General features: G+C 61.7%; 20 protein-coding genes and 1 pseudogene. 17 read left to right on the plus strand and 4 right to left on the minus strand.

Features of this window, described 5'->3' with window-relative positions; translation table 11 throughout:
• Entirely contained in the window at positions 1-570 is a 570-nt protein-coding gene (locus DWV58_RS06190) for a hypothetical protein (protein ID WP_117582958.1), read from the plus strand.
• 2 nt (positions 571-572) lie between these two features.
• Complete coding sequence (locus tag DWV58_RS06195; RefSeq protein WP_117582959.1) at positions 573-1,271, plus strand: hypothetical protein; 699 nt, start codon at positions 573-575, stop codon at positions 1,269-1,271.
• A gap of 576 nt (positions 1,272-1,847) precedes the next feature.
• On the opposite strand, the gene DWV58_RS06200 is transcribed toward DWV58_RS06195, so the two are convergent.
• Complete coding sequence (locus DWV58_RS06200) at positions 1,848-4,148, minus strand: LTA synthase family protein (protein ID WP_117776538.1); 2,301 nt, start codon at positions 4,146-4,148, stop codon at positions 1,848-1,850.
• Between the two features lie 214 nt (positions 4,149-4,362).
• On the opposite strand from DWV58_RS06200, the gene DWV58_RS06205 reads away from it, so the two are divergent.
• The 5 genes from DWV58_RS06205 (at position 4,363) to DWV58_RS06225 (ending at position 10,132) form a co-directional block, all read left to right on the plus strand.
• The gene (locus DWV58_RS06205) at positions 4,363-5,235 is read left to right on the plus strand and encodes a nitroreductase family protein (RefSeq protein WP_117776539.1); all 873 of its coding nucleotides are present in this window, start codon (positions 4,363-4,365) and stop codon (positions 5,233-5,235) included.
• Positions 5,236-5,393: 158 nt separating this feature from the next.
• Positions 5,394-7,421, plus strand: coding sequence for a KUP/HAK/KT family potassium transporter (locus DWV58_RS06210; protein ID WP_117776540.1), 2,028 nt, complete (start codon positions 5,394-5,396; stop codon positions 7,419-7,421).
• A gap of 61 nt (positions 7,422-7,482) precedes the next feature.
• Positions 7,483-7,677, plus strand: a complete 195-nt coding sequence (locus tag DWV58_RS06215; protein WP_158564535.1) for a hypothetical protein — start codon at positions 7,483-7,485, stop codon at positions 7,675-7,677.
• A 111-nt stretch (positions 7,678-7,788) separates the two neighbouring features.
• A complete protein-coding gene (locus tag DWV58_RS06220; protein ID WP_117776542.1) occupies positions 7,789-9,414 on the plus strand; it encodes an ATP-binding protein in 1,626 nt (541 codons plus the stop codon).
• Positions 9,415-9,418: 4 nt separating this feature from the next.
• Positions 9,419-10,132, plus strand: coding sequence for a response regulator (locus DWV58_RS06225; RefSeq protein WP_233540529.1), 714 nt, complete (start codon positions 9,419-9,421; stop codon positions 10,130-10,132).
• Positions 10,133-10,227: 95 nt separating this feature from the next.
• Here the strand turns inward: DWV58_RS06225 and rlmKL are convergent, their stop codons facing one another.
• Entirely contained in the window at positions 10,228-12,786 is a 2,559-nt protein-coding gene (gene rlmKL, locus DWV58_RS06230; RefSeq protein ID WP_117776544.1) for a bifunctional 23S rRNA (guanine(2069)-N(7))-methyltransferase RlmK/23S rRNA (guanine(2445)-N(2))-methyltransferase RlmL, read from the minus strand.
• 251 nt (positions 12,787-13,037) lie between these two features.
• On the opposite strand from rlmKL, the gene DWV58_RS09860 reads away from it, so the two are divergent.
• On the plus strand, positions 13,038-13,187 hold the full coding sequence (locus DWV58_RS09860; RefSeq protein ID WP_158549343.1) for a hypothetical protein: 150 nt from the start codon (positions 13,038-13,040) through the stop codon (positions 13,185-13,187).
• A gap of 52 nt (positions 13,188-13,239) precedes the next feature.
• Here DWV58_RS09860 and DWV58_RS06235 read toward each other — a convergent pair whose 3' ends face one another.
• Together DWV58_RS06235 and DWV58_RS06240 are read right to left on the minus strand one after the other, a co-directional pair.
• Complete coding sequence (locus tag DWV58_RS06235) at positions 13,240-14,067, minus strand: HAD hydrolase family protein (RefSeq protein ID WP_158564536.1); 828 nt, start codon at positions 14,065-14,067, stop codon at positions 13,240-13,242.
• Positions 14,068-14,116: 49 nt separating this feature from the next.
• Positions 14,117-14,980 carry a MurR/RpiR family transcriptional regulator gene (locus tag DWV58_RS06240; protein WP_117635579.1) on the minus strand — a complete coding sequence of 288 codons (864 nt, stop codon included), beginning with the start codon at positions 14,978-14,980 and terminating at the stop codon, positions 14,117-14,119.
• A 327-nt stretch (positions 14,981-15,307) separates the two neighbouring features.
• On the opposite strand from DWV58_RS06240, the gene DWV58_RS06245 reads away from it, so the two are divergent.
• The 9 genes and pseudogenes from DWV58_RS06245 to DWV58_RS06285 all read left to right on the plus strand — a co-directional run.
• Positions 15,308-16,483 (plus strand): MFS transporter, encoded by a 1,176-nt coding sequence (locus tag DWV58_RS06245; protein WP_158565742.1) that lies wholly within the window; start codon positions 15,308-15,310, stop codon positions 16,481-16,483.
• A gap of 114 nt (positions 16,484-16,597) precedes the next feature.
• Positions 16,598-17,452 (plus strand): class II fructose-bisphosphate aldolase, encoded by an 855-nt coding sequence (locus DWV58_RS06250; protein WP_117776546.1) that lies wholly within the window; start codon positions 16,598-16,600, stop codon positions 17,450-17,452.
• Positions 17,453-17,462: 10 nt separating this feature from the next.
• The gene (locus tag DWV58_RS06255; RefSeq protein ID WP_117635576.1) at positions 17,463-17,891 is read left to right on the plus strand and encodes a PTS sugar transporter subunit IIA; all 429 of its coding nucleotides are present in this window, start codon (positions 17,463-17,465) and stop codon (positions 17,889-17,891) included.
• A 29-nt stretch (positions 17,892-17,920) separates the two neighbouring features.
• Complete coding sequence (locus DWV58_RS06260; RefSeq protein WP_117635575.1) at positions 17,921-18,424, plus strand: PTS sugar transporter subunit IIB; 504 nt, start codon at positions 17,921-17,923, stop codon at positions 18,422-18,424.
• 64 nt (positions 18,425-18,488) lie between these two features.
• Positions 18,489-19,283, plus strand: coding sequence for a PTS sugar transporter subunit IIC (locus DWV58_RS06265; protein ID WP_199408662.1), 795 nt, complete (start codon positions 18,489-18,491; stop codon positions 19,281-19,283).
• A complete protein-coding gene (locus DWV58_RS06270) occupies positions 19,280-20,116 on the plus strand; it encodes a PTS system mannose/fructose/sorbose family transporter subunit IID (protein ID WP_117635573.1) in 837 nt (278 codons plus the stop codon). The genes DWV58_RS06265 and DWV58_RS06270 overlap by 4 nt, the downstream gene beginning before the upstream one ends.
• Before the next feature lie 97 nt (positions 20,117-20,213).
• Entirely contained in the window at positions 20,214-21,158 is a 945-nt protein-coding gene (locus DWV58_RS06275; RefSeq protein WP_117635572.1) for an aldo/keto reductase, read from the plus strand.
• A gap of 2 nt (positions 21,159-21,160) precedes the next feature.
• Positions 21,161-22,240 carry an alpha/beta hydrolase gene (locus DWV58_RS06280; RefSeq protein ID WP_117776547.1) on the plus strand — a complete coding sequence of 360 codons (1,080 nt, stop codon included), beginning with the start codon at positions 21,161-21,163 and terminating at the stop codon, positions 22,238-22,240.
• A 191-nt stretch (positions 22,241-22,431) separates the two neighbouring features.
• A pseudogene (locus DWV58_RS06285) lies at positions 22,432-22,683 on the plus strand (HAD family hydrolase); the annotation flags it as partial.
• Positions 22,684-22,764: the final 81 nt, after the last annotated feature.

Consider the following 22,764-nt stretch of genomic DNA (forward strand, 5'->3'; position numbering starts at 1 on the left):
ATGTCCAAGCGCAAGCGCATCATCGCCTTGCTGGTGGGGGTTATCCTCCTGGCCGGTACGGCAGGCACGTTGGCCTGGCTTTCGGTTACGGGCGTGCTGGTCAACCAGTTCGGCATCGGATCGGTGACGCCATCGGTTCAGGAAACGCTCAACGGCAAAGTGAAAAGCGATGTCAAGGCGAAGAACACGGGTACTGCGCCCGCCTATATTCGTGCTGCAGTGGATATCTACTGGCAGGACCAGGATGGCGCACGCCTGTGGGATGAGCCAGTTGCCGGCACCGACTACGTCATTGACTGGGGCAGTGTGTCCAAGGCATCTGCTTCCAACACCGCCTCGTCTTGGGTTGTCGCGTCCGACGGGTACTACTACTGGACGTCTCCCGTTGCTCCGATGGGCAAAACCGATGTGCTCATCAAGAGCGTGACTGAGCAGAAGGCAGATGGGAAGAACCTGGTCGTTGACATTTCGACCCAAGCAATTCAATCCACGCCCGACGATGCAGTTGCAGAGGCATGGGGCTGTACAGTCAAGGATGGCGTGCTGGTGCCGCCGCATGGAGGTGCGTAGGTATGGCTTCTCCGATTCGTAAAGACGTTGTGTGTTCCTTGCGCTGCGTGATGGCGGCAATCGTCTGCCTTATCGCGCTTGCCGTTCCTGCACGTGCGTTTGCTGACGTTCCCACGATTGCCTATGACGGAAATGCACGCCAGCTAACGGTATCGGGAGCGACGGACTCCTCGGGGGAGCCCGATCTGTTTCCAGCCTTTAAAGATCTAATGCCCGGCGATGTACGCGAGCAACAGATTGGGGTTCGTACCACGGGTGTAAAGTCCCAGGTACGTGTGTTTGTGCGGGCTGTTGTCGATCACGAGACGGCACATCTGCTATCGCCCATCACCTTAACGGCGACTGTGGGCGATGCCTCTGCAGGTTGGCTCCAGACAGGAACACCGGGCAGCGTGTTCGCCTATCCCACGCAAATCGCCACGTTTACGAGCGATGACAGCACGGTGCTTAATCTGCAGCTAAGCGTTCCGACGTCGGTGGGCAACGAGCTTGCCGACGCAAACAAGACCATTCGCTGGGAGATTACCGCCGAGGACGATGGCGAGAAGATTCCCGTGCAGTCTGCTGACAGCAAGAAGCCCGGCTTGCTTGGTCTGGCGGCAACGGGCGACAACACGCTCACGTTGCTTTTAGTTTTGCTAACTCTTGCCAGCATCGCTTTTATAGCCGCGCTACTTTTGTCCCGGAGGGATAAGTACTAGGTCCATCTTCTAAACGCAACGCCCTCCCGGGCGGCTGGCACGAAGTTCCCTGCTCTACAGTCCTGCGCAAGACGAAGGCCACATTAAGTGGCCTTCTTTGCGTGCGGAACTCGCGATGAACTTCGAGCCCGCCGCTCGGGAGGGTGTCTCTTTATTGATAGAAGGCCTAATAAGCTGATGATTTTATGCCTGGATGTATTCGGAGTGGGACGGGCTTTCCGGATGGGCGGTGTTTCGGAAAGTGTGTCCCAGAATCGGCGCTCAGAGTGGTCCCCACTTTCCGGTTGATGTCTTGTCCGGAAACTATGTCCCGGAATTAAGGCTTGGAATGGGATGCACTTTCCGGTTGAGAGCCTTAGCGGAAAGTGCGACCCGGAATTTACTCTTGAAGTGGGATGCGCTTTCCCAACAGGCCCTCAAGCGGAAACTGCGTCCCATTCCGAAGGCAGATTCCGGGACACACTTTCCGAATACAAAGAAGGCCACTTAATGTGGCCTCCGTCTTGCGCAGGACTGTCCGAGCAGGGAACCTTATATGCCTCCGCCCGGACAGACGTTTCAGTTATGAGCGACCCGCTACTTGATCTTCGTCGTGCCCGGTGCCAGGTTGGGGTCGGTCTCGTTGGCCTCGGTCTGGAAGTGCTCGGTATACACGTTCTTGCCGTCGCGGAACATCTCGTAATACTGCATCTTGGCGTAATCCTCGCGCGCCTTGGTGGCGGCTGCGGCAGCGGCGTCGTCACCGGTGACGTTGGAGGAGAGCGCCCAGCGCAGGCTGGCGTCCTCGTAGCCGACCGAGTTGATGGCGGGCAGCGACTTGCGCAGCGTCATGTGCGCCTTCTGGTAGTCGGACAGCGGTGCGCCGATCAACTGCATAAGCTGCGTGGACAGGTAGTTGGTGGACAAGTCGTCGACCTCGCTTGTCTGGTCGCAGCCGGCAACGTCGTAGTTGGCCCAGATGATGTAGTCGGTCTGCCACAGACGCTCCTGGTGCGTGGCGTCGTCCTCGTTGGTAAACCACTTGTCATTGAACTTGGACGGGAAGAACGGCTGATGGTCGCCCCAGAACACCACGACCACCTTGCGGTCAAGCCTGCTCAAGGCGTTAAGGAAGTAGCGCAGCGCCTGGTCGGACTGCTCGATGCACGAGACATACTCGTCGACATCGGAGAGCGTGCCGTCCTCGACGGTCTTGGCGTCCAGGTCGGTCGTGTCGATGTTCAGGTGCATCTGCTTGTCGACCGGCAGCAGGCCCGTGTCGTAGCCCGAGTGGTTCTGCATGGTCACGTCGAAGATAAACTGCGGATCGGCGTTCTGGTCGAGCAGCTCAAGAATCTTGTCGTAGGTCGCCTGGTCGGTCACCATGCCGCGCAGGGTATCGGCGCCTTGGAAATCGTTGATGGACAGGAACTGGTCAAAGCCAAAGTCCTTATAGACGTTCTCGCGGTTCCAGTTGGTGGCGTGGTTGGGGTGCATGGCCGTGGTGGAATAGCCGAGCGATTTGAACTGCTCTGCCAGGTTCCCGGTCGTCTCCATGTTGTAGATGGTGTAGGGGTACACGCCCGAACCCAGGTTGGCCATGGAGTTGCCGGTCATAAACTCAAACTCGGTATTGGCCGTGCCGCCGCCGTAGGCGCTCACATAGAGCTTGCCGCGGCTGAGACAGTTGGAAAGGTTCTTAAAGTACTGCGGGCCCTCGTAGCCGGCGCGCATGTTCTGGTAGATGGACAGGTCCGAGAAGGTCTCGTTCATGATGGCGATGACCGTGGGCTTCTCGCTGTCGAATTGCTCCTTTGCGGCGGCGCGCTCGTCGCTCTTGGCCGCGTCGAACTTGTCGTAGGCCTTGGCGTATTTTTTGAGCGTGGCCTTGGCATCGTCGACGGAGTAGTCGGCGGGTTTGGGCGGCTTGATGGACTGTGCTGCACTAATAAAGGCAGGCAGATAGCCCTCGCGCCAGTAGCTCTCGAGCGGGCGCCAGGTGTAGACGGTGATGCCGAGAGTGTTGTAGTAGTCGATGAGCGTGACATGCGCGGTCACGCCGCCCAGGCACAGCACTGCCACGAGCAGGTTGGTGAGCAGCATGCGCTTGGCGTTGGCGGCGCCCTTCTGACGGTGCGGTGCCACCAGGCCGGCGTACTCGCACAGCAGCATGGCGATGGCGGTAAAGCCCATGGACAGCACGCAGAACAGCGAGATCGAGAAGGTGTAGCCGTTGCCGGCGACCGCGGCGGCGGTGGAGATGGCCGAAAGGTCGCCCGGCTGGATGGGCATGGATTTAAACGTGATGACGAAGAACTCGGCAATGCCCAGGACAAAGAGGGCAAAGGCCAGGACCGCGGGAGCTGCGCCGTGGCGCTGGAATAGGAAGAACAAGCCGGTCATGAGCACGGTGATGATGGCCCACTCGAGCAGGATGCACAGGGGGTAGACCCAGGTAAAGTCGTGGTTGGACGAGACCTCCATGCCCAGCAGCGCAAAGACGCCGGCGAGCAGCAGGCACAAGACGGCGGCGACGAGCGGGCGGCCCACAAAGGCACCGCGCAGGCGGGCGAGCTTGCCGGTGGGGGCGGAGGCGTCGGCCGAGGCGAACGCAAAGACGCGCGGGGCGATGCGGTCGCGGGCGATGCTGGCCCAAGCGCAGCCGGTGAGGATGGCGTTGGTCAGGATGAGCATCACAAAGGCGAGCGGCTCGTTTTGGGCGACGAGGCCAATGGCGCCCCAAATGGTCAAAAAGAGCTGGAACAGGCCGAAGGCGACGCTCCATCCAAGAGCGCTTTTGGCAACGGTGCCCGACTTTGCGCAAATGGCCTTGGCCTCGCGCAAGACAAGGTAGACGGTCGCCGCAAGACCGACGAGCGAGATGGCGGCAGCGAACATGCTGAGACTCCTCACAAACTTAAAACCTACGAAAGCGGGGATTTACCCGATTGTTACCAAGATATGCGCAGCAATTGGTGGCTGCGCACAACAACCAGCCATATTAACGCGCACGTGTGGCGGTGTGGCGCAATGTAGTGGCGACCTGCGCGATAATGGACGGGAATTACACGGAAACGTAAAGGCTTCTTAAAGAAATGGCGAGGGTAGGGCGATGAGCGAGCAGGTTTGCAAAGCGGACATGGGCGGCGACGGAGCTGCGGTCGTGGATACGTACGGCTATCCGGTCGAGACTACGGGCAATGCGGCGCTGGACATTTTGGAGCATCGCTCGTCTACGCGTGCCTTTGCGCGCGATGACAACGACCGTCCCGTGGCGGTGACCGACGAGCAGCGGGCGGCGATCTTGCATGCGGCGAGTCGCGCGCCGTCGGCGGGCGCCATGATGATGTATTCCATCGTGAGCATTCGCGAGCAGGCTACGCTGGACCGTCTGGCCGACCTGTGCGATCACCAGCCCATGATCGCCAAGGCGCCCTGGGCACTTATATTTGTGGTCGATTATGCCAAGTGGATCGATCTGTTTGAGCACGTGGGCTGCTTTGAACCCGAGTTTGTCGAACGCACGGGCAAGGCGCCCCGCCGCGCGCCGGGTTTGGGCGACTTTGCCATCGCGGCGCAGGATGCCGTGATCGCTGCGCAAAACGCCGTGGTTGCCGCCGAGGCCCTGGGGCTGGGGAGCTGCTACATCGGTGATATCGTCGAGAATGCTGAGGAAGTTGCCGCACTGCTGGACTTGCCTCCCTATACCATGCCGCTGTCGATGCTCATCATCGGCACGCCCCGTAAGGAGCGCCCGGCAATCGCGCATCCCGTGGTGAACCTGGTGCACGAGGAGCGTTATTGTCGCGCCGACGCCGCGACGATGGATGCGCAGGTGGCCGAGATGGATGCGATGTTTCGCCCGCACGCCCGCGAGGTGGGCGAGCGTGTCATCGACATCTACACCCGTAAGCACACGAGCCCCTTTATGGCCGAGATGAGCCGCTCTATGGAGTGGTGGTTCAAAAACTGGCTCGGAAAATGACGAATGTGACAAAGGGGGCGTCCCTTTGTCACATTCCATATCGCCGCGGTGGCCTAAAGACTGTATAAATCTTTATCTAGCTGGGAAAACAGTGCATTAAAACATGGGCCGATTACCTATAATCCCTTCGAACATTAAAGTTGGGAGGAAACCGGCTTATGGAACAAAAGGCCAAGGAGGCAGCCTCGCACGCTGCGATTCCTGTGAGCATCTCGGCGATGCTCGTCACGCTGGGCGTGGTGTACGGCGATATCGGCACCAGCCCCATGTATGTAACCAAGGCGCTCGTTGCCGGCAACGGCGGCATCGGAAGCGTCACGGAGGAGTTCGTGCTCGGCGCGCTCTCCCTTGTCGTGTGGACGGTCACGTTGCTGACCACCATCAAGTATGTGCTCATCTCGCTGCGCGCCGACAACCACGGCGAGGGCGGTATCTTTGCCCTGTACAGCCTGGTCAAGCGTTGCGGCAAGTGGCTTATCATCCCCGCCATGCTGGGTGGCGCCGCGCTGCTCGCCGACGGTATCCTGACGCCGGCCGTTACCGTTACCACGGCCATCGAGGGCCTGCGCACCATCCCGGCGGTCCATGCCGTGCTGGGCGATGACCAGGGTCGCGTCGTCGCCATTACGCTCGCCATCATCATCGTGCTCTTCTTGGTGCAGCGCATCGGTACGGCCAAGATCGGTCACGCCTTTGGCCCCATCATGACGCTGTGGTTCCTGTTCTTGGGCGGTACGGGTCTGTTCTTTGTCCTCCAGCACCCCGCCGTGCTGCTGTGCCTCAACCCGGTGCGCGGCATCGCCTTTTTGCTGAGCCCCAACAACCATGCGGGCATCATGATTCTGGGCAGCTGCTTCCTCGCCACCACCGGTGCCGAGGCGCTCTACTCCGACATGGGCCACGTCGGCCGCGGCAACATCTACGCTACCTGGCCGTTCGTTAAGTGCTGCCTGCTGCTTTCCTATATGGGCCAGGGCGCTTGGCTTATGAACAACGCTGCCAACCCCGAGCTCATGGGCATTGCCGATCTCAACCCGTTCTACCAGATGCTCGCCCCGGGCCTGCGTCCGTTTGCCGTCGGCCTTTCCACCGTTGCGGCCATCATTGCCTCGCAGGCGCTCATTACCGGCGCATTCTCGCTGGTGTCCGAGGCCAGCCGTCTGGACCTCATGCCGCACATGCAGGTCTTCTACCCTGCCGAGACCAAAGGCCAGCTCTACATCCCCATGGTCAACAACGTCATGCTCGTGGGCTGCGTCATCGTGGTGCTGCTGTTCCAGAACTCGGCGCATATGGAAGCCGCCTACGGCCTTGCCATTACGCTGACTATGATGTGCACCACGCTGCTGCTCTTCTTCTACCTGCACGAGGAGCGCAAGCTCAAGGTCGCGCCGTGGATCTTCGCGGCCTTCTTCCTTTTGCTCGAAGGCTTCTTCTTCGTGAGCTCGCTCACCAAGTTCTTCCACGGCGGCTATTTCACCATCCTCATGGCCGCGCTCATCATGGGTATCATGGTGTGCTGGTACAACGGTACGGCTGTTGAGCAGCGCCAGTTTACGCTGCTGCCGCTGCGCAGCTACCTGCCGCAGCTCAAGCGCCTGCGCGATGACGATCGCTACGAGCGCCTGAGCGACAACATCGTGTACCTGACCAAGGACACCCATACCGATTACATCGACCGCGACATCGTCTACTCGATTCTGGACAAGCATCCCAAGCGCGCCCGCGCCTGGTGGTTTGTGAATGTCGAGACCATGGACGAGCCGCATACCTTTGCCTATTCGGTCGAGACGTTCGGCACCGACTATGTGTTCCGCGTGCATCTGTACCTGGGCTACAAGATCAACCAGCGCGTCAATGCCTACCTGCGTCAGGTCGTTCAGGACCTGGCTGCCACCGGCGAGCTGCCGGCGCAGACGCATGATTACTCGGTCTACAAGGATCCGGGCAACATCGGTACGTTCAAGTTCGTCCTGATCCGTAAGCTTCTGGCGCCCGAAAGCGATGTGGAGCCGAGCGAGCGCACGGCCATCACGCTCAAGTACATCATTCGTCGCGCCGCCGGCACGCCTGCACGCTGGTACGGCCTGGAGAACTCCAACGTGAGCTTTGAGTACGTGCCGCTGTTCACCAAGTTCAAGGCCGTGAACAAGATGCATCGCCTAGCCCCCAACGAGCGCCCGTAGGCGCCGACAGGTTGCACGGAGTTGGTTTTCGATGGACAAGATTGAGACCGGGGAGGCAAACATGGATACAAAGGCGCTCGATGGCCGCGAGGTGGTTGCCGAGCTGGTGCGTGAGGCGCGCGCCGACGCCGCCGAAGATCGGTTTTTGACGAACCGTGCCAACATGGATATGGCCGATCGCGTAATTTCGATCGTGGCACTGGTATTTGGAGCGGTGTGCGTGTGTGCCCTGCTCGCGCACGTGCTGTTTGTCTAGCGACCGCCGGTTGCAAAGGCTATACACTTGGAACCACCACAAGGGAAACCACCACAAAGGTGCCTGTTCCTTTGTGGTGGTTTTTGTTTTTGAGAGAGGGGCGGGGCGCTGATGGACGTCCGTACGGACGGCGATATTGCCGATAGCTTTTGGTGGCGGCGCACAACGCTGACGCGCCGCACTCCTCTGTATGACGCTTGCGTATCGGTGGGGCTGTTGGTCGCGGCGACGATTGTGGGTGCGCTGCTCGACCATCCGGGTCTCGCGCCGAGCATCATGATCGTCTATGTGTTCGCCGTTCAGCTGTGCGCATTCTTTACCTGGAGTCGCCTGTATTGCTTGCTGAGCTCGGCTGCCGCCGTGGCGCTCTACAACTTCTTGTTTGTCGATCCGCGCTACTCGCTGTCGCTTATCGACCGCGTCTATCCCGGCATGTTCTTCATCATGTTTGTGGTCTCGCTCGTGTCGAGCTCGATTGCGTTGGCCCTGCGCCGCGCCTTGGCACAGGCTGCCGCCAGTGACCGCCGCACGCATATGGTGCTCGAGACCAACCGTATGCTGCAGCGGTGCGCCGGTCAGCAGCAGATTGTCCATGCCATGGCAACGCAGCTGGCGCGTCTTTCGGGCTGTCCGGTCGTGTGGTACAGCGCCGACGCCGAGGGCGATGACCTGCTGCCGCGCGCGACATACACGGCTGTGGGCGATGCCGCGCCGGTGCATGAACTGGCGCCGCAGATGCCGCCGCGGCTCTCGGCGTCCGCCTATGTGGGAACGCCGCTCGATGCCACCTATGGCGGCTCGGCGTTTTATGGCATCTACCTGACGGTTCGCACGGGCGACGGCTTCGTCCGCTCGGGCGACCCCGCCTCGGTGGTGGGCGTGCTGGCTATCGTTGCCGAGCCCGACGTGCTGACGCATGAGGAGCGGACACTTGCCGATGCCATCGTGAGCGAAGGCGAGCTGGCGCTCGACCGCGCCCGCGCCATGGAGGCCCGCGAGGAGGCGGCGGTGCTCGCCAAAAACGAACAGCTGCGCGCCAACCTGCTGCGCTCCATTTCGCACGATCTGCGCACGCCGCTTACCAGTATTTCGGGTAATGCCGACGTGCTGCTCGATCAGGGCTCGACCGGCACCGCCGTGCTCGATGCCCAGACGCGCCGCGGCCTGCTTCTATCCATTCGCTCGGATGCGCTGTGGCTCAACGCCACCGTCGAGAATCTGCTCGCCATCACCAAGCTCGAGGGTGGCGGTATGCGCCTGTCGACCACGCTCGAGCTCATGGACGATATCGTCGAGGAGGCACTGCGCCACGTAAATCCGGCCGTGCGCGAGCACGACCTTAAGGTGGTGGCGTGCGATGAGCCGGCGCTCGTCAACGTCGACGCGCGCCTGATGGTGCAGCTGGTGGTCAATCTGGTGAACAACGCCATCACCTATACGCCCGCAGGCTCGCATATCATGATTTCGATTAGCGTCGACGATGGACGTGTGGCGTGCTCGGTGGCCGATGATGGTCCGGGCATCGCATCCGAGGACCGCGAGCGTATCTTTGAGTCGTTCTATACCGCCAACCACGGTTTGGCCGACAGCCATCGCAGCGTGGGCCTGGGTCTTTCGCTCTGCCGCTCCATTGCGTTGGCGCATGGCGGTAGCATAGAGGTTGCCGCGGCGGACCCGCACGGCTCGGTCTTTACGATTGAGCTTCCCGCCGCCGATGTTTCGTTTGATAAGGAGTAGCGCCGTGCCGAACTCTGCCGTGAAACCGCTCATCTTGGTCGTTGAGGACGATCCCGCCGTCCGCAACCTTATCGTCGCCGCGCTCGAGGCGCACGGCTTGCGCCATATGGCCGTGGAGACCGCACATGCCGCCATCGCCGCCGCCTCGTCGCAGGCGCCGAGCATAGTACTGCTCGATCTGGGCCTGCCCGATATGGACGGCGTCAAGGTGGTGGAGTCGGTGCGCGCATGGTCGGGCATGCCGATTATCGTGGTCTCGGCGCGCAGCGAGGATGCGGACAAAATCCGCGCGCTCGATGCCGGTGCCGACGACTATCTGACCAAGCCGTTTTCGGTCGAGGAACTGCTCGCGCGCATTCGCACGACGCTCAGGCGCCTTTCGTATGCGCAAACGGGCGGCGTTGTCTCCGAGGGCTCGTTCGATACCGGTGAGCTGCATATCGATTTTGATGCCGGCATCGCCACGATGGATGGCGAGGAACTGCATCTGACGCCGATCGAGTACAAACTGCTATGCCTGCTGGCCCATAATGCCGACAAGGTGCTGACGCACCAGTTAATTTTGCACGAGATTTGGGGTACGGCGACCAAGAGCGACCTGGCGAGCCTGCGTGTCTTTATGGGCACGTTGCGTAAGAAGATCGAGTCCGACCCCGCGCATCCGCGCTATATCCAGACGCACGTGGGTATTGGTTACCGATTGGTCATCCAAGGCTAGATCGCCAACCACCATCCCAATATGAGTTGCGGTGAAATACGGCCTAACTTTGCCTCATTCTAGGCAAAACAGTCCGTATTCCACCGCAACTTTGTTTACTTGTCCTTGGGCTTGCTGGCGTAGAACTTTTTCTTTTTAGGTTTGCCGGCGGGGGAGGGTTTGCCGGCAAAGTTGGACTTGCCGTTGCCGGTCTGCGCGTGCGCGGGTACTGCCGCACGGGGCTTGCGGGCCTCGGGGTTGCGTAGTTCCTCGACGCGCTCGGCAATTTCCTCGGCGCTAAAGCCGACTTCGGCCATGGCGTCCTCGATGGGCAGGCGGCGCACGATGTAGCAGTGGTGCACCTTCTGGTTGCGCGCGAAGTCCTCGGGGATGGTCTGCGCCGTAATGTCCTCCAGCACCACGCCCGCGCGGGCGAGCTTGCGCGTTTCGGGGCGGAAGCCGCGCAGGTTGCAGCTAAAGATGGCATGGCCGCCCTGCGCGAGCAGGCGCGATACGCCAGCCAAAAGCTCAACATGGTCGCGCTGGACATCCCAGGTGCGGCGGCCCATCTTGGAGGAGTTCGAGAACGTGGGCGGGTCGACAAAGATCAGGTCCCAGCGGTTGCGCGTCTGGCGCTGGTCGCGAATCCAGGCGAGCACGTCGTCGCGCACAAAATGATGCTGAGGCCCCACAAAGCCGTTCTGGCGCATGTTGCGCTCGGCCCAGTCCAGATAGGTATTGGAGAGGTCGACCGTCACGGTTTCCTCGACGCCGCCATCGGCCGCGTAGCAGGTGGCAGTGCCGGTGTAGGCAAACAGATTGAGGAAGCGGCGCGCCTGCTTGGCGTGCTCGCGCACCAGGTTGCGGGTGACGCGGTGGTCCAAGAAGATGCCGACGTCCAGGTAGTCGTCAAAGTTGACGGCAAAGGTGAGGCCGCCCTCTTCGATGAGCGGCAGGCGACGACGCGCGATATTGGCGCGCTCGCCCGATGCGCCCTTGCCGGCGCCCTGCTTGCCGTACTGCGAGCCGCCGCGCGAACGCATGCGGGCCTTGGCGTGCACATGCTCGGCGGGAACATCTAGGATGCGCGGCGCGATGGCCAGAATGTCGAGCATACGGGCCTGGGCCAGTGCGGGGTCGATGGTCTTGGGCGCGGCGTATTCGGCGATGACGAGCCAGCGGCCCGGCGTCTGCGGGCAACCCTCGTACAGGTCGATAGCGGCGGAGTAGTCGGGCAGGTCGGCATCGTAGACGCGGTAGCAGCTCACGCCCTCGCGCCTGGCCCACTTGCGGCGCAGACGGGCATTCTTGCGCAGGCGGTTGGCGAACTGCTCGGACTCGGGGATGAGCACGGGCAGCGGCTTGCCGTCGCCCAGGTCGAGCATGGCGGCAGGCTCGGGCATGGGGACGTTGGCGGTTTCGTCTTGGGCATCCGCGGTCTGCTCCTCGGCATCTGCGCTGGTCGCAGCTTCGAATGTCGCGGCGGCGTGGTCGAGCGAGGGCCAAACCTCAATAGCCGCCTCCTCGTTATTGGGCATGACGGCGATGGAGCGCGCGGGCTCGGCATGGAGCGCGCGGGCCATAAGGCCGTCGCGAGTGAGCGCGGCGACCGGTGCGGTAGCGAGCTCGGGCGCGCGGCGCAGCTCGCCGACCAGCGTCATGGCGTCGTGCATGAGCGAAAGCGGCGTCTCGGTGGTGTCTGCGACCACGGCAACGCCGGCGACAGCACCCGCATGGTCCAGCACGGTGGCGGGCTTAGCGGCGCAAAAATCGACAAAGCGCTTGTAGCCGGCGCACTTGACCATGCGCTCGGCGGTCTTGCGGGCGGCGGGGTCGATGTCCACGGCCACGATGCGCGCCTGGCGCTCGCGCGCCGCCGCCTCGCGCTCGCGCGCCTCGGCAAGCAGCTGCTCCCATAGGGCGGCATCGTGCAGCTGCCAGCCCTCAAAGCCCCAGCGCTCGCGTGCGGCGCCCGGGGCGCGGTCGGTCAGAATGTTCACGGCCTCCAGCAGCAGGCCGCCGCCGGCGCACGAGGCGTCGATCAGCGTGGGCAGGGCCTCGTTTTCGTAGTCGTCGGCCGTTAGCTCGCGCTCGCACATCGCGGTCCAGCCGACCTGCGCCAGCACCAGGGCGGCGTAGTCGGGGCGCAGCACGTGTGTGCCCTCGCCGGCGCGGGTCGCGGCGGGCGGCAGGCGCTTGAACAGCGGGTCGCCCGAAAGGTCCAGGCTGATGCTCGCGCGGCGCTGACGCAGCGAAAGCAGCAGGTGGACGTCGGGATCGGCAGCATCGACATCGGCGCGACGGCCTGTGGTCTCGGCCAGGCGATCGCACAATGCGTCCTTGGCGCGCAGGGCAGAGAAGCGCGTGTTGCGCAGCTGCTCGGTCACACCACGGGCAGTGATGGCAATGGTGGCGCCGCAGCGGACGATGTTTTCCCAGGCAATGTCGTAAACGGCATCGTACAACGCATCGGCATCCTGCGCCTCAAAGCGCCCAAGCACCACAAACACGCGGCTGGCCAGGCGCGACCACAGACAGGCGCGGTAGCCTTCTTCGAGCTCGCCCTCAAACGTAGCGCGGCCCTTCAGGCGGCGGACATGCGAAAGCCCGAGCCGCTTGAGCTCGTCGGCGAGTGCGGATTCAAAGCCCTCCGGGCAGCTTGCATAAAATTCCATGGGTGACCTCTCTGGTTGCGTCGCTCCATTATATGATGGATGCTTCGTTTGCCATCGCCCTCGAAAGGAACCCATATGATTGATGCGTGCCCCTTGATTCCCATTTTCATTGCAACGGCCTCAGGACTCGGGGCCTCGCACAGGCTCCCGCCGCCTTACAGAACTGAAAGCTGGGCGTAGGGCAAATCTATGGCACGTGACCTGCGATTGCTCGGCCATAGATGGCGTAATCGAGGCTAAGGGAGTGCATCATGCGCAAGGGAAACGAGAGCTGGTTCTGGCACGCGAACGACATGGTGGTGACGGGCGACATGAACCCCGTGGTCCGCGTCCTGTGGGCCGCGCTCATCGTAGGCATCGGCGTCGCGACGATGGCCACGCTCTGGATCGTCACGAGGTAGCGCGCCACGAACGGATGACGAGGCACGCGGCGCATGCCACGCTGGCGGAACCCTAGACTCGCTGCTGGACAATCTGTTCGATGAGCTTCGCGACGGAGTCCTCGGCTGCGTTCCCGATCAGGTGATGGGCCGCGGCCTTCGCCTCTGGCATCGCGCCCGCGACTGCGTAGGAGTTCGGCACCTTTTCGAGGAGCGTCACGTCGTTTTCCGAGTCTCCGATAAAAGCGACCTCGTCCAGCGTGACCCCAAGGCTGCTGAGAAGCGCGTCGAGTCCGTTTACCTTGCTCCAGCCAGCCGGAACAACATCGAGGAAGAATGGGACGGGCGAGGGGAAATCAAGTTCTGGGCAGGCTTCCTTGCATCGACTCCGAACGACTTCCGTCGGGGCGGAGCTGACGTTGACGAAGATGCCGGCGGTTATGACGTCACGGTTCGTGGGCACGTCTCCGAGCGCCATGTCTCTTCCGGAGTCCTTAACGACTTCCAGGGCGAATTCGTCGCCAGGCTCGACGGCGCAGAGGAACTGCTCGCAGCGCTTGCCTGTCTCATCGACATCGGCGACTAGCCAGAGTGACGTCCCCGCGTAGGGGCGTACAGCGCTATCGAGCTTGACGAGGGCCTCCGTCGAGAGCGTCTTTTTGAACACGAGTTCGCCGCTGGAGAAGACCTTCTTTCCGTTGGCCATGATGCCGGTCGAGAAACAGCGCGCGTCGCCGTCAAAGGCATCGGCCAGGTCGGCGTAGTCGCGCCCGCTTGCGGGGCCGAACGCGATGCCCGCATCGAGCGCCGAAAGAATCGCGCTGTGCGTGCGCTCCGATACGACCCTTGAGCCAAACGGCAACAGGGTCCCATCCATGTCTGCGAGGATGAGCTTTATCAAGGGGTCCTCCCGTTTCGGTCTGGGCATCGGTGCGCCGGCGTGCGTCGTCCTAGCTGTATTGCTTGTCTCCCATGAGATTCTTCGAGATGATCCTGTTAAACTCTACCGGGTCATCCCAGCAAGAGGTCAGGAAGAGGAACAGCAGCTCGATGACGAAGTTGATCGAGCTGTGCGAGAAGGCGATCTCGGTTCCGGTGATGGCCTGATCTCGCGAGATGGCTCGGATGATATGCGTGGCACGCTTCGCGAGCGGCGTATCCGGGTTGTCTGTGATCATGATGATGGGGGTGTTCGAATCCTCGGCAGAGTCGAATATGTTGACGAGACGCTTCGAGTATCCGGACGTCGAAATGACGAGTAGAACGTCATTCTCCTTGAGGCTGGTTGCGACGGAGACCATGGCTTCGGTGGTACTGGGGCAAAACGCTCTGACTCCAACCTGCGAGAGCTTGAACGCCGCGTTTACGCCCATGTTAATCGAGTTGCCGACGCCCGCGATCAGGACGAGGTTGGCGTTGTGGAGCAGATTGACGACTGCCGAAAAGTCATCGGAGTCAATGAGCGAGGCGGTTTGGGAGAGCTCCTTGACCTTGTGAGACAGGACGTACTTGATGGAGCCCTCGACGTCGTCCAGAGTAATCCTGCCGTCCGTGGCCTTTTCTTCGCCGGATGCCCTGCTGATGGATATGCCGAGCGCCAGACGCATGTCCGAATAGGTTCGGTAGTCAAGCGTCCTTGCGAATCTCGAAACAGACGCCGGTGACGTACCGGTTTCTGCGGCGAGTTCGCGGACGGTCATCGTTGCGACATCCGACGGGTGGTCGAGCACATACGTTGCGATTGCCTTCTCCGAGGGGGATAGGCTGCTCATGACCGCGCAGATGTGGCTGAGCACATCCCCTGTCTTATCCATGGTTACTCCTTGGTCCTAGCTTGCTTTGTATCTTAGGTCAAGAGAGGTGAAAAATAGGCAAAATGTTTCATCAGCGGTGAAATAGCGTTTCACCGCTGATTTCCTACCGTTCACGGTAAATCGGTACTTCCTCGGCGCAATCTCAGCTTGAGCCGCTATCTTATGAGCCGTGAAACAACGGCACGAAAACGATGAAACAACAGAACATTGTTTCAACGCCTCGCAACTCCGTTTCACGCTAGATGGTGAATCACTTCGAAGCCCAGACAGGCACCCGGCGAGCAAGAAGGGAGAAGCACGATGCACAACGCCAAGACAAACGCAAGCATGACTTCGCTGTTCTTCGCGAACGTACTCTACTGGGTCTGCGCGGGCGTGTACTCGCCGTTTCTCTCCGCTCACTACACGAGCCTCGGCCTCAGCGCGGCCCAGACCGGCATTCTCCTCGCGGCGACCCCGGTGTGTGCGCTCGCCATCCAGCCGCTCTGGTCGACGATCGCCGACAAGCTCGGGCGCCGCCGCGCGGTCATCGTGGCCCTCTGCCTTGCGGCGGCGGTACTCGCTCCGCTGTATTACCTGGCGTCGACGTTCGTCCCGGTCCTTCTCGTAACCTTTGCATTCTCGGCGTTTTTCTCGGGGCTCCTGCCCCTGAGCGACTCCCTCGTCATCGAGCTCGCGGATCGCTCTGGCCTGGACTTTTCTCGCATTCGCATGGGTGGCACTATCGGCTATGCCATCGTCGTCCTGATCGTCGGTCGGCTGCTCGACATGGCTCCTCAAATCCAGTTCACGGTGGTCTCCGCCGCGCTGGTGGTCTTCGCGGCTCACATGTGGCGCCTCCCCGAGGCGGGAATTCGCGCCAATGCCGCGGACGATCCCAAGGTCTCCCACGGAAAGGGCCTCCTCTCGCTGTTCACCAGCAATGAGATCGCCTTCGTCTTGGTCTTCGCCTTCATCAGTTCGGCCGCGATTGGCTTCATCGGGGCGTTCTTGGGCCGCTACGCGGTCGAGCTTGGCGAGGGTCAGAACCTCGTGGGCGTCCTGAGTGCGGTCTCCGCTGCGAGCGAGATCCCCATCCTGCTCGTTTCCTCCAAGCTGGTCAGGCGCTTCGGCGAGATGAACCTCCTGATCTTTTCCTGCTTCATGGCGGCGCTCAGGCTCGTGCTTGTGGGCACCGGCATCGTCCCGGTCATGGTCTGCGGCCAGCTGCTGCAGAGCGTGAGTTACATGACCGTCTACTACTCCTGCGTTACCTACATTGCCAACCACACTTACGAGGATTGTCGCGCTCGAGGTCAGAGCGCCTTCGCGATGGTCCAGAGCGGTCTGTCCGTCGTGGTTGCGAACCTGTTTGGCGGTTGGGCGTGCGATGCGCTCGGCACGCACGCGGGTTTCCTGGCCTTCGCCCTCGCTTCAACGATTGCTGCAGTCGCTGCTCTTGTGGCGTACGTGCTATGGCGTCGAAGCGCGGCGCCGCAGCCTGAGGGCCAGGCGGCCGCATAGGCTCCACCGCGCCTCGCAAGCGCCTGCCTGCCTCGCGCTTCGCTTCGTGTTCAACCAGCTGACGAGCTGAGAACTGTCCGATCCAATGATTATTCAGGTGAAAGGAAGACAAAGATGTCACTCATCAAGGTCAACGAGCTTCTTCAACATGCGACCGAGCACCACTATGGCGTGCCCGCGATTAACGTCATCAATACGGAGACCATCCGTTATGCGATCCAGGCCGCCGAGGATGAGCACATGCCCATCATCATCCAGTACTGGCCTGGCTTCGAGGGCCACTGCGCCCTCGACATCATCGCCTTCGCCGCCCGCTATTACGCCGAGCGCGCGAGCGTGCCCGTCGCCGTCCACCAGGATCACTCCGCTGGTTACGAGATCGCCGTCAAGGGCGTCAAGGCCGGCTTCCCATCCGTCATGGTCGACGGCTCCTCACTTCCCTATGAGGAGAACTTCCAGCTCACGAAGGACGTCGTCCAGGTCGCCAAGATCTTCGACGTCGACATCGAGGCCGAGCTCGGCCATGTCGGCAACGGCTCTGACGCCAACGACTTCGTGAACAGCGACCACTACACCGACCCGAACCTCGCCGAGGAGTTTGTCGAGGGCACCGGTTGCGGCTCGCTCGCCATCGCCGTCGGCAATGCCCACGGCCCCTATGTCAAGGTCCCGAACCTCGACATGGAGCGCATCAAGGCCTGCAGGGAGGCCGTCAGCGTCCCCCTCGTCATGCACGGATGCTCCGACATCCCCGACGAGCAGCTCCAGGAGGCCGTGAACCTCGGCATGAGTAAGTTCAACATCGCCACGGAGTACTTCCGTTCCATGTACCGCGCCTTCGAGAAGGACATCAACTCCGGTAAGAACGACGGCAACGGCATAGGCCTCCTGATGGACGCCGCCCCCGACATGCGCGCGTTCGTCGTCAGCAAGATCCAGCTTCTGAACCCCAACCACTATTCGCTCTAGGAGAGACTCGATGAAGAAAGTTCTTGTCGCGTCGCACGGCCACCTCGCAAGCGGAATCAGGAGCTCGATCGGAATCCTGACCGGCATGGCGGACATGGTGGAGGCAGTTGACTGCTACGTGGACGACTCCGATTTCACCCCTCGCATCCAGGCCTTTATTGACTCGGTGGGCCCTGAGGACGAGGCCATCATCTTCACCGACATCTACGGTGGTTCCGTCTTCCAGAAGGTCGTCCTTATGGAGCCGGAGAAGCGCGGGATCGTCCACGTCACCGGTATGAACCTCGGCCTCGTGATCGAGACGCTCCTCGGCGCCGAGCCGGTCACGGCAGATTCGATCAAGCAGAGCGTCGAGCTGGCGAGGGCGACGATGCAGGTCGTCGAGCCTCCGAGCAAGGCCGCGGACAACGAGGAGTCCGAGGGAGACTTCTTTGATTAGAGAGTACTAACAAGTAGAGAGAGGAAGCAATGATTGTTCAGGTTCGAGTCGATGACCGTCTGATTCACGGACAGGTCGCCCTGGTGTGGACCAAGGAGCTCAACACCACCAGGATCATCGTCGCCAACAAGCACGCCGTGGAGAGCGACGCCCTTCGCATGACGCTTTCCATGGGTACGCCGGCGGGCCAGAAACTCCTCGTCAAGGACGTTCCGGATGCCTGCCGCATCGCGAACGATCCGCGCGCGGACTCCATGCGCATCTTCGCGCTCACCAACTGCGTGCGTGACGTGCTTGAGCTCGTTAAGGGCGCGCCGGGCAAGATTGAGGGCGTGAACGTTGCCAACGTCGGCCGCTTCGACAAGTCCGATCCGGATAGCAAGGTCGCCCTCAACTCCACGATCATGCTCAACCCGGATGAGCTCGAGGCCGCGAAGGAGCTTTGCGAGCAGGGTATTCCGGTTTTCCATCAGCTTATCCCGTCCAATCCCAAGACTCCTCTCAAGAGTCTGATCGAGGCGGCGGGGAAATAAGGGGATTTGGCCAGGCGGCCAAATGAAATGAAAGAAAGGAAGTCAAATGGTTGGGTTGGCAATAATGGCCTGGTTGACCGTGCTGATTTGCTACGGCGGCAACTGGGTTCTCGGTCAGTGCATGATCGAGCGTCCTCTCGTGGTAGGTCTCGTTGCGGGCCTCCTGATGGGCGACGTCAAGACCGGTGTCATCATCGGTGCCTCTCTCGAGGCGATCTTCATGGGCGCGGTTAACATTGGTGGCGCTATCTCCGCCGAGCCTGTTACCGCGACCGCCCTCGCCGTCGCCTTCACCGTTGGCGCTGGTATCGACCAGGGTGCCGCCATCACACTGGCCGTTCCCGTGGGCGTCGTCACCGCATTTCTCTCGATCTTCATGAACAACGTGTTCCTCGCGTTCTTCGCAGCCACCTTTGACAAGATGGCCGCCGAGGGCAACGAGAAGGGCCTCGCGCTTCAGCACTTCGTTCTCTGGTTCGTTAAGTACGCCGCCTTTGGCCTCATCGCCTTCCTCGGCGTTTACCTTGGCGCCGAGCCCGTTGCCGCCATTGTCAACCAGATTCCGGCCAATGTCATGAGCGGCCTCAACGCCGTGGGTGCCCTCCTGCCCGCCGTTGGTATGGCGCTCCTGCTCCAGATGCTGTGGAGCACCGAGCTCAGCATCTACTTCTTCTTGGGCTTTACGCTCTACCAGTACCTCGGCCTCCCGATGATCGCCATCGCAGTTCTCGGTGTCATCATCGCGGTTGCCTCCGCCCTCCGCGACAAGGAGATCTTCGATCTCACCAAGAAGGGAGTGGCCACCCAGGCCGTTTCCGGCGACTCTGTAACCAGCGACGAGGAGGATTTCTTCGCATGAGCAACCTGACCAAGAATGTGAGCCCTGAAGACAAGAAGATGCTCAACAGCATTTTCCTGCGCTCCTTCTCCGTGTTCGCTTCCTGCGCCGGCGGTTCCGTCAAGGCTGGCGCCGACGGCTGGCTGTACTCCGTCCAGCCCGCGCTTAACCGCTACTACGCCGATGACCCCGAGGCTCGTGCCGACGCCATGAAGCGTCACACGACTTGGTACAACATTACCCAGAACGTCGGCACGTTCGCCATGGGCCTCGTCGCCTCCATGGAGAGGGAGAACTCGCAGCACGAAGACTTCGACACCGAGTCCATCGACGGTATCAAGGTCTCCCTGATGGGCCCGATGTCCGGCATCGGCGACGCAATCTTCTGGGGCGTCCTGCGTGTTATCGCCGCCGGCATCGGCATTAACCTCGCCATGAGCGGCTCGCCCCTCGGCGCGATCATGTTCCTGCTGATCTACAACATCCCGTCGATCCTCTGCCGATACTTCATGACCTACCTCGGCTTCAGCATGGGCACCAACTTCATCTCCGAGATGTACGAGGGTGGTCTCATGAAGCTCATCACCAAGGCGACCTCCACGATCGGCCTGGTGATGATCGGCGCCATGACCGCGGCGAACGTCCAATTCAACACGATCCTGTCCATTCCGGTTCAGGACTCCGACCCCGTCATGATCCAGACCTACCTCGACTCGATCTTCAAGGGCATCGTGCCTCTGGGACTTACGCTCGTCGTCCTCTGGCTCCTGCGCAAGAAGAACGTGAACGTCAACATCATCCTGGTCGGCATCATGGTTCTGGCGCTCGTCCTCGGCCTCGTGGGCATCGTGTAAGGCGGTTTCCGGATCATCCGAAGCCTGTTCAAGGCAATTCCTGGCGGCACGCGATCGAGGACATTCGACGCGTGCTGCCCCATTAGAAGGAGAGAATATGCGCTACACGCACCTCAAGAACTCCGACGTTGACGTCTCCCAGCTCGCCGTGGGCACCTGGGCGATCGGCGGCGACTCCTTTGGTGAGAACGATGACGCCGCCAGCATGTCCGCCATCCGCACCATGCTCGATCACGGCGTCAACCTCATTGACACCGCGCCGTGCTATGGCAACGGCGCGTCCGAGAAGGTCGTCGGCAACGCGCTCAGGGGCGTCGACCGAGAGAGCTACCTGCTCTCGACCAAGGTTGGCCTGATCACCAGCGCCGCCGGCTATGACCGCGACTCTTCGTTCAAGAACATCATGAGGGAGGTCGAGAGCTCGCTGCGCAATCTCCGCACCGACTACATCGACTTCTACTTCGTGCACTGGCCCGACGCCAAGACCCCGTTCTCCGAGACGATGTGCGCCCTCCAGCTCCTCAAGGAGCAAGGCAAGATTCGCCACATCGGCGTCTCCAACTTCACGACCGAGATGATCGAGGAGTGCGAGAAGGTCGCTCAGGTCGACGTCCAGCAGCCGCCCTACTCCATGGTCGACCGCTCCTCCGAGGACCTTATCAAGTGGGGCTACGAGCGTGGCATCGACTCCTTCACCTATGGCTCCCTTGGCGCGGGCATCCTGTCGGGCAAGTTCCGCGAGCTGCCGAAGTTCGAGGAGGGCGATGTTCGTGGCGGCTTCTACGACTACTTCCAGGAGCCCAAGTTCTCGCGCGTCCAGGAGCTGCTCAAGGTCATGGACGAGATCGCCGAGGCTCATGACAAGCCCGTGGCACAGGTCGCCGTGAACTGGAGCACCCAGAAGGAGTACGTGGGCACCGCGCTCGTTGGCGTGCGCACGGACGCCCACGCGATTCAGAACTGCGAGACGTTCGAGTGGGAGCTTTCCGCCGATGAGATGGCCAAGCTTGACGCCAAGCTTGACGAGCTGAAGATCGGCTAGCCATGGGCACCGAGGAGAGGAAGTACCCCACTTCCGAGCTTGAAGTGCTTGAGCGTGGATCTAGGGAGGTCGTGGAGCCCAACGGGCTGAAGCTCCTGCTGAAGCCCGTGCCGGGAGACGAGCGCGAGCGCGTGCTCGATCCGCGCGTCTACGCGCGCGCCCATGCGAAGCTCGCCGCCGGCCCGGCGCCGGCGGGGCCGGTGGACGTGATCGCGTGGCGCTCCGCTCCCAACAAGGAGACCCATGTCGTGAGGGGCTCGAACGTCGCCAAGAAGACCGTCGTCATGAACTTTGGCGACAGGGGCATTCCCCTGCACGTCTTCACGCCCGAGGGCCACGGGTGCGGCTCCGCCGCGCTCGTGTTCATCCACGGCGGCGGCTTCATGGTGGGCAACATTGGCCAGTACGAGAACTGCCTGCGCGACATCGCGGAGCGAACGGGCTGCGTCGCGATCTACCCGGAGTACCGCTTGTCTCCCGAGACGATGTTCCCCGGTGGTGTCGAGGACTGCGTGAAGACGCTCGACTGGCTTGTCGAGCATGCGGATGAGCTGGGTGTCGACGCGACGCGGGTCGCCGTGGCTGGCGACTCCGCGGGCGGAAGCCTGACCAACGCCGTCGTCCTCGACGGGTCCCATGCGGACAGGATCAAGCTCGTGGCCGAGCTGTATCCGCTCGTCGACGGCGGCCCTGTTCCGGAGGAATGGTCCTATGACCTCTATGAGATCGTGAACGACCAGAGGGCCGAGGCTCTGAGCAGGGTGGATCGCATCCGCAACGCCAACGACGACCTGCCAATGATGTATACCAACGGCAATGCGGAGGAGATGCTCGACCCGAGGGTGTCTGCCCTGTTCGCGGAGGACGTGAGCGCGTTCCCCCGCACGGTCATCATCTCTTCCGAGTATGACTACCTGCGCTATCAGGACGAGCTATTCGCGAAGAGGCTGCAGGATGCGGGCGTTGACGTCACCGCGATTCGCTATCGCGGCTGCGACCACGGCTTCTTCGAGATGTACGGCGTGATGCCTCAGGCTGAGGACGTCTGCCGCGTCATCTCCGAGGAGCTTGCGAAGATCTAGGGGCTCGTCGCGGCGGCCTCCTGGACGAGTGGCGGTCCGGCGGGATGCTAGGTGCGTCCCGCCGGACCTTTGCGTTGACGGGCGCGTGCCGCTTGCCGGAGGGCGTGTGTGGGGTTCGCTTCGGCGGTGCCGGATTAACCGGGAGATGCGTTTACCGCCGCTCTTCCAAGTGAGCCCAGCAAACAAATCGCGAGTTGAGCCCCAAGGGCATCGACAAGGGCGTGGGCCTGGCGCGGGCGCTGGCGTATCTGGGTCGCGCTGGCAACGAGCGCACCTTTGGCTTTGGCGATTCGGGCAACGACCTGGGCATGCTCGCCGCCGTCGAGACGGTTGTCGCCATGGGCAACGCCATGCCCGAGGTCAAGGCGATCGCCGACTACGTGACCGACGACGTCGCACACGACGGCACCGTCACAGCGATGCAGCATTTTGGGTTGATTTAATAAATGGCCGGGTCGCCCGCAGTGGGGGCGACCCGGCCATTTGAGCTATTTTGCAATATAGAGCTTGGGATGACTGCGACT

The organism is Collinsella sp. AF11-11, assembly GCF_003465485.1.
Classification (GTDB): Bacteria; Actinomycetota; Coriobacteriia; order Coriobacteriales; family Coriobacteriaceae; genus Collinsella.

Coding starts and splice junctions, on each gene's coding strand:
- DWV58_RS06190 (WP_117582958.1), top strand. CDS start 1: ATGTCCAAGCGCAAGCGCATCATCGCCTTGCTGGTGGGGGTTATCCTC.
- DWV58_RS06195 (WP_117582959.1), top strand. CDS start 573: ATGGCTTCTCCGATTCGTAAAGACGTTGTGTGTTCCTTGCGCTGCGTG.
- DWV58_RS06200 (WP_117776538.1), bottom strand. CDS start 4,148: ATGTTCGCTGCCGCCATCTCGCTCGTCGGTCTTGCGGCGACCGTCTAC.
- DWV58_RS06205 (WP_117776539.1), top strand. CDS start 4,363: ATGAGCGAGCAGGTTTGCAAAGCGGACATGGGCGGCGACGGAGCTGCG.
- DWV58_RS06210 (WP_117776540.1), top strand. CDS start 5,394: ATGGAACAAAAGGCCAAGGAGGCAGCCTCGCACGCTGCGATTCCTGTG.
- DWV58_RS06215 (WP_158564535.1), top strand. CDS start 7,483: ATGGATACAAAGGCGCTCGATGGCCGCGAGGTGGTTGCCGAGCTGGTG.
- DWV58_RS06220 (WP_117776542.1), top strand. CDS start 7,789: ATGGACGTCCGTACGGACGGCGATATTGCCGATAGCTTTTGGTGGCGG.
- rlmKL (WP_117776544.1), bottom strand. CDS start 12,786: ATGGAATTTTATGCAAGCTGCCCGGAGGGCTTTGAATCCGCACTCGCC.
- DWV58_RS09860 (WP_158549343.1), top strand. CDS start 13,038: ATGCGCAAGGGAAACGAGAGCTGGTTCTGGCACGCGAACGACATGGTG.
- DWV58_RS06240 (WP_117635579.1), bottom strand. CDS start 14,980: ATGGATAAGACAGGGGATGTGCTCAGCCACATCTGCGCGGTCATGAGC.
- DWV58_RS06245 (WP_158565742.1), top strand. CDS start 15,308: ATGACTTCGCTGTTCTTCGCGAACGTACTCTACTGGGTCTGCGCGGGC.
- DWV58_RS06250 (WP_117776546.1), top strand. CDS start 16,598: ATGTCACTCATCAAGGTCAACGAGCTTCTTCAACATGCGACCGAGCAC.
- DWV58_RS06255 (WP_117635576.1), top strand. CDS start 17,463: ATGAAGAAAGTTCTTGTCGCGTCGCACGGCCACCTCGCAAGCGGAATC.
- DWV58_RS06260 (WP_117635575.1), top strand. CDS start 17,921: ATGATTGTTCAGGTTCGAGTCGATGACCGTCTGATTCACGGACAGGTC.
- DWV58_RS06265 (WP_199408662.1), top strand. CDS start 18,489: ATGGCCTGGTTGACCGTGCTGATTTGCTACGGCGGCAACTGGGTTCTC.
- DWV58_RS06270 (WP_117635573.1), top strand. CDS start 19,280: ATGAGCAACCTGACCAAGAATGTGAGCCCTGAAGACAAGAAGATGCTC.
- DWV58_RS06275 (WP_117635572.1), top strand. CDS start 20,214: ATGCGCTACACGCACCTCAAGAACTCCGACGTTGACGTCTCCCAGCTC.
- DWV58_RS06280 (WP_117776547.1), top strand. CDS start 21,161: ATGGGCACCGAGGAGAGGAAGTACCCCACTTCCGAGCTTGAAGTGCTT.